The organism is Priestia sp. JSM ZJ58, from assembly GCF_044383985.1.
GTDB classification, from domain to species: domain Bacteria; phylum Bacillota; class Bacilli; order Bacillales; family Bacillaceae_H; genus Priestia; species Priestia zanthoxyli.
Map to the genome: position 1 here is coordinate 40,960 of NZ_JBISEM010000004.1, position 11,811 is coordinate 52,770.

Sequence of the window (11,811 nt, forward strand, 5' to 3'; positions counted from 1 at the left end):
AAAAGGTATATGTATATGAATCTACAAATCTGGCCAGACTAATAACGTATTCCCCCTATTCCAATAAATTTGAAAATCCTTTGCATATTTGCAAAGGATTCTTTTTTGTTCACTTAATGATGAGATTATAAATCGAACTTACTTTTTTAACTTATTTGCTTAAAATATTTGGATCAGGTTAATTGGCTACAAACACCACATAACAAAGCCAATGTACAAGAGTCCAAAAGAGACAAATAAAATATATTTTAATATATGCAGGCGTTTTTGAGACGTCATATTTGCTTCATTACTTTTCACTTCTTGATTCATTTCTAGTTACCTCTCACTTTGATCGAAAATATACACATTTGATTTAAAACTAATATTTAAAACGAGCCCCATCAAACACATGCTGCTCATAAGAGAACTGCCCCCATAGCTTATAAAAGGTAAAGGGATGCCTGTAATAGGAAGAAGACCTATACACATTCCTACATTCTCAAGAACATGGAAGAAAATAACGGATATAATTCCTGTACAAATGTACGTAGAATATTTATCTTTTGTATGAAATGCGACCGTTATAATTTGATAAATTAATACCATAAACAAAAGGAGAACCAAACTTGTTCCCACGAATCCATAGTTCTCTCCAATTGCACTAAAAATGAAATCTGAATGCTTTTCCGGAACATACACAGCATAATGGGAGGTATCTCGCCCTGATATAGAACCCGAACCAATTGCCTTTACAACCTGCAAGTAGTTGTAGGAAAGACTTCCAGCATATGATTCTGGATCAAACCACGCATAAATACGATCAAACTGGTAGGGGTGTAAATGAAGATATTTTTCTAGGATTGTCGCATGATTCAGTACCATATATAAAATGATAGAAGCGACTACTCCCATAGAAGTAAAAATAGGAAGAATGAGCTTCCAGGTGACACCTGAAATAAATAACATCATAAAAAATAAAAAAATCATTACGAGTGCTGTTCCCAAATCGGGTTGTTGCATAATCAAAAGTATCGGGATAGAAAGAGTTGCACCCAATTTTCCAATCAGCAGCAAATCACTCCTGACATCTCTAACTCTAAATTTTTCATTGTGTTGTTGAATTACTTTACTAAACGCTAATATTAATGAGATTTTCATGAACTCGGAAGGCTGTATGGAACCAATTCCAGGAAGCACAAACCAACTTTTCGCATTGTTTTTGAGAGGAGCAATACTTGTGGGCGAAATAATTAGCAAAATAAGAATAAAAATAGTGAAACCGTAGAAAAACCACGTGATCCGATTCAATTGGTCTTCATCAGGCCTCATCATCATGAAGATAATGACTCCGCCTACAATGTACCATTCCACTTGTTTAACGACGAAGTTTGTTGTGTACTGGCCTGTTTGCTGGGCATTAAAAATAGCGACACAACTAATAATAAAAAATAACAAAAGGGTGAAAGCAAGCCCATAATTAAAGCTTTCTGATTTCTTACGTTCCATTTGTAAAACACCATTTCTATATAGATTTGTTGAGATCAATAATTAGACGCTTCAAGCTTAAAATAGTTTTCAATTTTCGAGGGAAATTCACTTATATATATCGTAATTCGTTTGATTCAACTTAATGAGAAATACCCAAAGAAATAGCGAGTCTATTCCTGAGGGTATTAACCTGTCTATTTAATTTAGTTTTTTCTCTCTGTTATCGTAAATAATGATTTTATAAGGATCACCTTTTATTTTGGCCTTCATGTCTTTTGTTTGAAGGAATTCATCAATAACTTCCTCAAGTTCATTGGCAAACTGCTTATCCTTTTCAGAATGACTTAATGAGGTGTAGATGAGTAGTTGTGGTTCAGCATGAACAGAATAGCCGATCGTTTCCACATGATATTTCTCTTTCCCTACTAAATCCTCACCAACTTCATTAATAATATCTCCCCATTTCCCTTCTTGATCACGTTTCTTGAGGTTTATTTTATATACTTTGATTGACATTTTTTCTTCTTTGTTTTTAACGAGCACATTGTTAACTATTTGTTTAATCTCTTCAATATGGTTCTCAGTATCAGGTACCTCAAGTTCCACTTTCACATCTTGATCAAACCCTCCAATAGTGGAAGATAACACATGGTAATTATGTTCTTTCAATTCTGTATTAATCTCATGATCAATTTTATCGTATTTTTCTTGACGAGGATCAGGTTTATACTCATATTCAGAAGGGTCATATCTTGTAATCTTGACTTTATAACCGTCATAATGACGTGCTTCTAACCTATTTCTTACAATCTTACGAATATCACCTTTTACGCTCTTAAAGTATTTTTCTGTTCCCGTTACAGATATCTCAATCTGTTTTTTTCCGCCGTAATAAGTTTGACCTAAAGAATCAATTTTATATCCTTTTTTCTCAAGCTCTTTATACAATACATCAGATACAGGCTCTTGTTTAAACAGCTCTCCTAAGTAAGGGATTTTGGCAGCCACTTGGGCCATTGCTGGAGAAACAAATGCTGAACTAATGAATGCCCCACTCAAAATGACAAGTGCAATGCCACAGTAAGCAATATTTCTTAGAGAGCGATTTTGTTTCTTGAAGAATACATCTTTTTCAAATTTTACTGATTCTGATTGTTCCAATTGGTCAATGGCTTCTAAAAGTCGCTGTTTATGTTTTTGTTTTCGGTTTGATTTCCAGACCAATTCTTCATTCAATTTTTCCAGTGAACTATCATCCATAAAAGAATTAAACCGTTTCTTCATATACATATCCGTCCTTTACTAACTGCTTTCTCAAAGCAGGAATTGCTCTGAACTGTGTAGATTTTACTTTGCTTTCAGACCATCCTAGGATAGTAGCTGTATCTTTAACAGAAAACCCCTGCACTTTTCGTAGTACAATGACCTTTCTGTGGGCTTCTTTAAGCTTTTCTAACGCTTGATACAGTTCTAGAGAGGTTTCTTTCAACTCAATCATCTCTTGAGGTAGAGGATTATTGTCTGTTTTAGAAAGAACAAAATCTTTCAAAAGACTTAAGGGTTTTTGTTTCCTAAAATAATCCATGGTAACATTATGTGCAATACGGAACAGCCACGTCTTTTCGCTAGAATTTTTCTGAAAGGAATCATAAGAAAGGTAAGCTTTTACAAATGTTTCATGCGTTAAATCTTCAGCTTGCTGATAATCTTTCACCAGCATTAAAATAAATTTTAATATGGCGTCGCTATGGTCGTCATACCAACGCTCGATTTCGTCTTTTTTTATATTTTCCAATATCCTGACCATCCTTTTAACCAATATTCGTTACTTAGACGAGAGTTTTTCAAAAAAAGTTGTGTTTTTTATACAAAAAATAAAAAAACTCTCTTATTTGAGAGTTTTTAATAAAGATCTTCATACTTTTCCGTACCTGTTTTGTAAAATGAAAATATAGATACATTTTTTAAAACTTTCATTTATGCAATAGGATTGTGCGAAATTGCTATGTAAAGATTGCATAACTGGTGCAACCTTTGAGTAAACTACTTGAGAAGTCTTTCAGGACTCCACTTACAACCTAATATTTATCAGTAGAAAAAGCCATCTTTCCCAAAGATGGCTTTTTCGCCTTTTATTTAAGCTTTTAGTTGCTTAACTCCTTCTTTTACGTTCCATACAATAACACCAAACATAATGAGAATGATTAAAATACTACCACCACTAACTAATATAGAATTAGGTGTCTGTGTTCCAGCTAATTTTGCAGATATGTAATAACTGATTCCTATCACGATAAGGGTCGCAGTTGGTATTAAATGAGATATAAATGCTCTTTTTCCATGCTGCTTCATTTCTTTATAGCCAAATATTAGTGTAATAAGTGGAAAAACAATTGGAGCAAAAAACAAACTAAAATAGTTTAATGCAGACAAAAGACTACGATTAGAGAACATACCTGTTCCTCCCTTTACTTTAATTTTACCTTGCAAAGAATGATCACCTTTTATTAACTCATCAAGACTAATTTCGAATAGTTCACTGAGCAGGATTAGATTTTGAATGTCCGGGTATCCTTTTCCACTTTCCCATTTATAAATTGCTTGTCTGGTAACATTCATTTTTTGACCTAACTGCTCTTGTGAAAGATTTTCGTTTTTACGTATCTTTCTGATTTGTTCAGCAAGTTTCATCTTAACTGCCTCCTTCACATTCAGTTTATGATTTTAATCAATATAAAGCTATAAACCCTTGGTATACATGTGACAACGCTTAGTTTACATTGAGAAAAAGATCACTATTTAGCAAAAAACATTCGCTGAAATAAAAATATGATTTAAAAAAGTTGTTGTAGAAAACAACTTTTTTAAATCATATTCATTTCCTTATTATACCACTAGAAAGAACCGATATATGGTGTCTTTTGAGGAAAAACGATTATAAATAGCTAGTTACCATAATGTGCGCTCTAGGAAGTTTGAATTAGTTTTCCACTTTAGTAATTTAGATTAAAAGATAAATGTTACCATTAATAATACAAGAATATTCTAGGAGGTATTTTAAATTAATGGATAAAGAGAATAAAAACAGCATAAATGATGTTGAAGATCATTTAAATAAGGTTTCAGGAAATCCGACGAAAATCAATACATCAGGAGTTCCTAAAGGAATACGTATAATAGGATACTTTTTTATAACATTTTTTGTGTTATTGATTTTAACTGCTTTTTTTACTTCAGTTCTTAAATAAAACGTTAGTTTAAATATATATGTCTAAGTAAAAAAGGTAGTGACGTGTTTATAAAAGTTTAAAAATTAATACTTTGAAGGGATTAAAATTGTGAAAAGATTATTATTTATTCTTAGCATTGTAATAATAGTCCTTATTATAAATGGACGCAGTAATAACTCTGTAAAGGCAATAAAAGCAGATTATGTTGATATTGGTTTAGGGCAAAGTTTATATGAGGGATATGATAAAGTTGAGCGAGAAAGGGTTCAGTCGCTTGTTAATTCATATAATCAAATCGAATATATAGGACAAACCAACCAACAACTGAATCTTGATAAGACAATATCAATAACATTTGTCTATCATGATAAAATTTCAGGAACTTTAATGATAGATGATAAAGGGATTTGTCATACAGATGATAGCGCAAAAAACTATCAAATTGCTTCAAACAACGATACATATGAACAAGCTTTAAAGATATACAAAGATTTGAAACAAGAGTATTAAAATTATGGAATATAAAAGCAGAAAGTATGGATTTTTTTAAAAGCTACGTGTATCACAAACAGGGTTACGGATTATGCGAAATAAAAAGTGGCAACTTCTCATACCAAGTTGCCACTTTTCATAACTTTAAATACTTTTTAACTTGTTTTGTTTAGGTACTTGATTCTTGTATTTTTTCTCGTAATTAGTAAACATCGAGATATTTGTTAGCACTCCCATTGCTAGCATTAATAATGTGAGGGAAGAACCACCAAAGCTTACAAAAGGTAATGTTACACCTGTGATAGGAAGAATACCTGTTACTGCTCCAAGGTTAACAAATGCTTGAATACCAATCATAACTGAAATACCTATAGCTAATAATGCTCCAAATGGATCGTTACACCTTCTTGCTATTTTTAGTCCTTGTAAAATAATAAAAAATAGTAACCCTAAGACAAGAAGTACTCCCCAAAAACCTAACTCCTCAGCAATTACAGCCATAATAAAATCCGTATGTGATTCAGGAAGATAACCAGCTTTTTGAATACCTTGTCCCAATCCTTGACCTTGCAGCCCACCAGTTCCTATAGATAAGTAAGAATTAACAAGTTGATACCCATCTCCCTGTTGATCTCTAAAAGGATGTAAAAACCCTGTAAAACGGGCTAAACGAACAGGGGAGAATACCGTATCGATATGACCTGTTACTAATAAAACAAATAGCATAACAATAACGCCTATTACTCCTAATAAGGCAATCTTTATCATTGATTTTCTTGAGATACCTGAACATAAGACAATCGCTGCGACAATACCCAAGATGAGGAGAATACCACCATAGTCAGGCTGCATCGCAATCAAGAAACAAATAAAAAGTACAATGACAATAGGTGGAATAATAGAACGCTTTAAATCATTGATATACTCTTGCTTATTCGTAAAGACAGCTGCTAAATATACGATAATTGTGAGTTTGGTTAACTCTAATGGTTGTATCCTAATTGGACCAAGTACGAGCCAACTTGTTGCATTTCCGGCTGTATGTCCAAAAACAAGTACCAAAGCCAAAAGTGCAATGACAGCTACTAACAAGATTTTTAATATTTTTTTTTCTTGATATATTTTATAAGGAATAAAAGCTGTCACACAAAAAAAGAAAAATCCTGCTATAAGAGCAAGTTTTTGCTTTTGATAAAAGTAATCTCCTGCTACTCCATATCGACTAATAGCAGTTACCATGCTTGCACTGTAGACCATTACCAAACCAATAAGGCATAGAACGACTAAAGCCGCGATGAACTTGTAATCATAACACCTTATAATTTTCTTTAACATAAAACTTCCTCATTTCTTGCAAATATAGAAAATCACAATACTTTTAAAAAAAGATACTTAATAAATTATATAAACCAAATCCTGAACTTGCTGCTATTGCCGTGATCCCTGTTGCTTTATTTCTGGTAGTTAAATAATAGTTTACGGCATGTAGTATAAAAGCAATGGAGACAACTAATATAGCTGCTTCGTACCACACAGAACTATTTAAATACCACCCTAAGCTCATAAAAATAAGAAGAAGAGCTAAAGAGATACCTCTTATTTTACTTTCTGTAATAACATCTACGTACTTCATATAACACTCCTATTATTCTATGGAATTACGTTTTTTTACTTTTGTGCTAGCAAATAGTTAAACTTCCTTTAAAAATGGACTACTTATTAAGGTATATCTAGAAGTAAAACTCTTATAAGAGATCTCTGTGAAAGTATTTCCTTTTTTTATTAAAAGTGTGTGATGTTTATCGTCTTTTTCTGTTAAGGTGTACCCTTTCTTTTTCATCATTTCGATGTATGTATCTAAATGTCCTTTAGGTACTAGATACATAATGTTATTATCAACATCTGTCGTTTCAGCTATATCTTTATCTTTAAATTCTAATTGGTACATCGCTTTAGCATTTGCTATAGGTCGGTTGTCACCAAAGATATGCTCCCAGTTAATAAAGATAACGGAGAGTACGATAATGGTTGATATAAGAATAGCTAAAAATAATACCAAAATCTTTTTTGCTTTATCCATTATTTCGTTCCTTTCAGAGTTAATTACTAATGTCATTTAGGAAATAAACACATACAATTATTACATAAATTAGAAAATATTTAAATTTATATTTTGAAATATATTTAATTCTGTTTTTTTCTTTGAAAAATATCTTGTTTTGGATGCACAAAAATAAGCAATGCACCATTTTGCATGCATTGCTTATCCTTTATAAATTGCTTCGTAAACTACATATGCAATGAACAAAGCTATAAAAGTAATTCCTATTTCTATAAACAATCCGCAGATTATACCTTCAACACATATTTGGCCATTATAAAAAGACACTCCCACAGTTACCATCCCTATATATAACGGTGTTAAAGTATATGTTTGTATGTGTCTTTCTAGTTAACATAAAACGTATTATCGGAAATCAAATAGAAAGAAGCCTTTTTAACTTCTTTCTATTTGATTTCTATTTAATATAGTTAGCATGTGGATCATACATATATTCCACTTAACAATAAAGTGCTCGTAAATAATGTAGTTGTTCCTATCACCATAAATGCACTACTTTCAATTCAATTCTTTCTCTTACATGAGAATATCCCCCATAAAATAAAGATAATTGCAGAGAATATCAATATAACTCCTAAGCCTATATTCAAATTCCTCTCGTCCCCTGAAATATAATAAAATACACTTTTATCTCTCTTTACCAAAATTAAGGCTATATACATTAATAACGGATAAACAAATGAATTTAGTTTTTTTGTAAAATTCATTATATTATTTCATTTCCATAATGTGTTTTCAAAGTTTCTATATTATGTTAAGTTATTAATGTTTTTACTTTTACATAAATAAATATACAACTAGAGAAAGAGTGATTTTTTGTTAAAAACTGTAGAAAAACCAGCTATATTGGAAATTGAACGTGATGAAATAAAGGATTTGAATGTGCTGCTTAACGAGCTGATATGTAAATACAACAGTTCGGATAATGAAGAATTTATACAGAATTCTTGTATATATGCACATTTATTACCAGAGAGAATAAAGTTGTTTCTAAATGACTTTAGACTAACCGAGGAGAAGGCTGCCTGTGTAATAAAGGGGTACCCCGTAGATAATAATGAAATTGGATCAACTCCACCACATTGGAGAGAAAGTGCAAAATCTAAAGGTACATTAAAACAAGAAATTCTATTCGTTTTATATAGTTCTATACTAGGTGACGTTTTTGGGTGGTCCACAGAACAAGAAGGAAAATTAATTCAAGATGTTTTGCCAATTAAAGGTGATGAAAACAAGCAATTAAATTCTGCAAGTGAGGAATTAATATTTTGGCATACCGAAGATTCATTTCAACAGCACGCTCCGGATTATTTAGGTTTATTCTGCTTGAAAAACTTTGAAAATGCTGCTACTACTTTTGCTTCTATTAGTTCGGTAGACATCAGTGGTAAGGATAAGGAAATTTTATTTGAGGAACGTTTTGTTATTAAACCAGATAATGCTCATCAACAGGAAAACAATCTGTCAGCTGAAAGTTTTAATACTCCAAAACCAACTAAAACTTCACTTTTGTATGGTGATAAAAACTCTCCTTATTTACGTATAGATCCTTATTTTATGGACAGATCAGAAGAAACCTATGAGGAAAAATCAGCACTAGATAATTTAATTGAAGAATTTGATAAAGTAATTGATGATGTTATTTTAGAGCCAGGAGATGCACTTTTTGTCGATAATTTCAGAGGAATTCATGGGAGAAAACCATTTTATGCTAAATATAATGGCGATGATAGATGGCTTAAAAGAGTTAGAATTGCTAGGGATTTAAGAAAATCAAGAGGTTTAAGAAAATCAGGTAATGACAGAATTATAAAATAAAACCTAAAAACAAGGTAATAACATCATATATTACCTTGTTTTTATATTTATATTAATTTCTTAAAAGGAGAAAATTTTAGAATGAAAAAAACTAACTTGCCAGTTCCTCCAAATTTAATACTATTAATAGGTGTTATTTCTATTTCTTTCTCATCTATATTTATTAAATGGTCTATAGCTCCCGCATCAATATTAGGGATGTACAGATTATTATTTACAGTAATAATATTACTTCCTTTTTTACCTTGGAACCAGCTTAATCTAGTTCTTAAAGATATAAATAGGAAAGATTGGTTTCTTTTAATAGTATCTGGTTTATTTTTAGGTCTGCATTTTCTATTTTGGATGGATTCTTTCAAATACACAACCGTTGCAAGTTCAATGATTTTGACAACTTTGGAGCCTGTCTTTGTAATGATCGGAGCATCTTTCATTTTCAAAGAAAAAACCAATTTTATAGGAGTTCTAAGCATACTTATTGCTATATCAGGTTCAATAATCATTGCATCTGGTGATATAAGCCTTTCTTCAGGGGCCTTGTATGGTGATTTGCTGTCCATATTAGGGACATTAGCAGTAGCGATTCACATGATTGCTGGACAAGACCTATGTAGAAAAATTCCTCCTTCAATATATAGCTTCTTTGTATTTTTAATTGGCGGTCTTGTATTATTTATCTATAACGTAGTCAACCATGTATCACTGACTAATTATGCTCCTAATGATTGGTGGATATTTATATTACTTGCCTTAATCCCTAACATTTTTGGACATGCATTATTTAACTGGTTATTGAAGTACGTAGATGCAACCACTATTTCAATGAGTATCCTAGGAGAACCCATTGGCGCAATAATTTTGGCTTATTTTCTATTAGGAGAAGCAACGACATTAACACAGATAATAGGGGGATTATTAGCTATAATCGGTGTTAGTATATTTCTTAAATATAAATCAGCTTCTAATATTAAAGTAAATGAAGAAATTTTAAACAGCTCAAAATAAACAAGGATTATACTTTTAAGACCAAAAAACAGTCTGTCTCTGATAGACTGTTTTTGTTGTTAATCTGTATACTCTATACAAAGTTAGTCAACATAATGTTCCTTACAGGAACCAATCTCCCTTTTTCCTATTTAGGCAAAGTGGATTTATTTACCTATAATTACTTTCTACAGGTGCCCCCAAATTATCTAAATCTTGACTGATATTTAAGATAATTAGGTAATTCCATTCTCCCTTACGCTTCCCTAAATTTACTACTTGATGAATTTCTACTTGATCATTTTCATATTCTCTAGCTGCTTCACACATTTCCCTTAAAGTACTGCCAAACTCTGTGTTATCCCAATTTCTTACCGTCAAATCAATATAAGATTGGCTCTTTTTAAAATTCATATCTCATTCACCTCTATCACTAAAAATAACATTAAAGTAATAGTTTAGGTAAAAAACTTAGTTACGTCGGGTAGGCAGGCACTCTCACGAGCGCCCGCCCCCCTAAGAACCGTACGTGACAGATTTCCCGTCATACGGCTCAAGCCTTCTTTTTATCCGAACAACTTATTTAATACATGGTACATGTACTAATTTAGCCAATTTACCTGTAGAAACCTCTAGGTTTCTCACTGTAACTTTCTCTCCATTTTGTAGAGTCTGCTTACACATTGCACAACGATATCCTTGTTTTCTTGCGAGTTTCATCCTATCGAATGTATTTTCACTATTAAAGACCTTACGGTCTCGCTTTTCCCAATATTCTTTTAGACTAGGATTATCTGGGCTATTTTTATAGGCTACCATGACATGTCGTTCTATCTTAATCCAGGACATTTTTAACAATTGAATGTTAGTAAGTGGACATGTAAGAATCCATCTATTATTTCCACCGTGGTAGGGTTTCCTAAAATAACGCTTTGTAATCCATTTCCACGACTTTTTTTTGTGTAAATGTTTAAGGTGTTTGACTAATTTAGAGAAAATATAATTGTCCATATAGCTAAACGTCTGTTTGGATACGACATGTTTCCAATACTGCCCGTAACCTCTAATAATAGGGTTTAAGACACGTATAATTTCTTTTACTGGTCGTCCTCTCATCATTGTGAACGTATCTTTTATCTTGTTTTTAGCTTTTTGAATACTGTCTTTACTAGGTTTGATAAATAACTTCTTTCCTTGTCCTGTCTTGTATTGACGCAGCGAAAAGCCTAGAAAATCAAACCCGTCCTCAATGTGTGTAACTCTCGTTTTCTCTTGGCTAAGATTAATTCCTCGCTTTTGTAAGTACGGAGTGAGTTTCCCATACATGCTTTCAGCCTGTTCCTTTGTTTCTGTTACGATGACAAAGTCATCTGCATAGAGAACGCGTCCTATCTTACATTTTGGGTCGATTACGTACCCTCCATTTGGTTTGTATGTCTTTTTATAGACAATACCAATTTCTTCTTCCATACCGCATAAGGCGATATTAGCTAGAAGGGGAGACACCAAACCACCTTGAGGGGTTCCTTCTGTTGTCGTATGAAGCATGTCATGTTCTACGTATCCCATTTCAAGCCACCTTTTAATGAGAGTGTTTCCTGGAAACATAGACGTCTGTTTCGTTATCCACTTATGATTAAGATGGTATGCGTGATAGGTAAGTGTTCTCGACAGCATTACCTGTGACGATACTTA

13 protein-coding genes are annotated in these 11,811 nt (G+C 32.3%); 4 read left to right on the top strand and 9 right to left on the bottom strand.

Annotated features, from left to right (window positions below):
• Positions 1 to 318 precede the first annotated feature (318 nt).
• From ACH6EI_RS24225 to ACH6EI_RS24240, 4 genes are all read right to left on the bottom strand, one after another.
• Positions 319 to 1,488, bottom strand: coding sequence for an FtsW/RodA/SpoVE family cell cycle protein (locus tag ACH6EI_RS24225; protein ID WP_397378241.1), 1,170 nt, complete (start codon positions 1,486 to 1,488; stop codon positions 319 to 321).
• Between the two features lie 180 nt (positions 1,489 to 1,668).
• A complete protein-coding gene (locus tag ACH6EI_RS24230) occupies positions 1,669 to 2,754 on the bottom strand; it encodes a DUF4030 domain-containing protein (RefSeq protein WP_108674913.1) in 1,086 nt (361 codons plus the stop codon).
• Positions 2,738 to 3,265: an RNA polymerase sigma factor gene (locus ACH6EI_RS24235; RefSeq protein WP_108674914.1), complete on the bottom strand. Its 528-nt coding sequence runs from the start codon at positions 3,263 to 3,265 to the stop codon at positions 2,738 to 2,740. Before ACH6EI_RS24235 ends, ACH6EI_RS24230 begins: the two co-directional genes overlap by 17 nt.
• Positions 3,266 to 3,606: 341 nt before the next feature.
• Positions 3,607 to 4,161, bottom strand: a complete 555-nt coding sequence (locus ACH6EI_RS24240; protein ID WP_053074095.1) for a helix-turn-helix transcriptional regulator — start codon at positions 4,159 to 4,161, stop codon at positions 3,607 to 3,609.
• A gap of 374 nt (positions 4,162 to 4,535) precedes the next feature.
• Between ACH6EI_RS24240 and ACH6EI_RS24245 the strand changes: the two genes are divergently transcribed.
• Entirely contained in the window at positions 4,536 to 4,718 is a 183-nt protein-coding gene (locus tag ACH6EI_RS24245; protein WP_048022071.1) for a hypothetical protein, read from the top strand.
• A 90-nt stretch (positions 4,719 to 4,808) separates the two neighbouring features.
• Positions 4,809 to 5,210 carry a hypothetical protein gene (locus tag ACH6EI_RS24250; protein WP_048022069.1) on the top strand — a complete coding sequence of 134 codons (402 nt, stop codon included), beginning with the start codon at positions 4,809 to 4,811 and terminating at the stop codon, positions 5,208 to 5,210.
• 126 nt (positions 5,211 to 5,336) lie between these two features.
• Here the strand turns inward: ACH6EI_RS24250 and ftsW are convergent, their stop codons facing one another.
• From ftsW to ACH6EI_RS24265, 3 genes are read right to left on the bottom strand one after another with little or no spacing between them, the layout of a single operon-like run.
• Positions 5,337 to 6,527 (bottom strand): putative lipid II flippase FtsW, encoded by a 1,191-nt coding sequence (gene ftsW, locus ACH6EI_RS24255; RefSeq protein ID WP_048022067.1) that lies wholly within the window; start codon positions 6,525 to 6,527, stop codon positions 5,337 to 5,339.
• Between the two features lie 43 nt (positions 6,528 to 6,570).
• A complete protein-coding gene (locus ACH6EI_RS24260) occupies positions 6,571 to 6,825 on the bottom strand; it encodes a hypothetical protein (protein ID WP_048022065.1) in 255 nt (84 codons plus the stop codon).
• Positions 6,826 to 6,882: 57 nt separating this feature from the next.
• Positions 6,883 to 7,272: a hypothetical protein gene (locus ACH6EI_RS24265; RefSeq protein ID WP_048022063.1), complete on the bottom strand. Its 390-nt coding sequence runs from the start codon at positions 7,270 to 7,272 to the stop codon at positions 6,883 to 6,885.
• 858 nt (positions 7,273 to 8,130) lie between these two features.
• On the opposite strand from ACH6EI_RS24265, the gene gntD reads away from it, so the two are divergent.
• Complete coding sequence (gntD, locus tag ACH6EI_RS24270; RefSeq protein WP_397378245.1) at positions 8,131 to 9,132, top strand: guanitoxin biosynthesis L-enduracididine beta-hydroxylase GntD; 1,002 nt, start codon at positions 8,131 to 8,133, stop codon at positions 9,130 to 9,132.
• A gap of 81 nt (positions 9,133 to 9,213) precedes the next feature.
• A complete protein-coding gene (locus ACH6EI_RS24275; protein ID WP_397378247.1) occupies positions 9,214 to 10,137 on the top strand; it encodes a DMT family transporter in 924 nt (307 codons plus the stop codon).
• Positions 10,138 to 10,287: 150 nt separating this feature from the next.
• Here ACH6EI_RS24275 and ACH6EI_RS24280 read toward each other — a convergent pair whose 3' ends face one another.
• Together ACH6EI_RS24280 and ACH6EI_RS24285 are read right to left on the bottom strand one after the other, a co-directional pair.
• Positions 10,288 to 10,530: a hypothetical protein gene (locus ACH6EI_RS24280; RefSeq protein ID WP_221818467.1), complete on the bottom strand. Its 243-nt coding sequence runs from the start codon at positions 10,528 to 10,530 to the stop codon at positions 10,288 to 10,290.
• A 165-nt stretch (positions 10,531 to 10,695) separates the two neighbouring features.
• Complete coding sequence (locus ACH6EI_RS24285; protein ID WP_397378249.1) at positions 10,696 to 11,793, bottom strand: group II intron maturase-specific domain-containing protein; 1,098 nt, start codon at positions 11,791 to 11,793, stop codon at positions 10,696 to 10,698.
• Between the last annotated feature and the right edge of the window lie 18 nt (positions 11,794 to 11,811).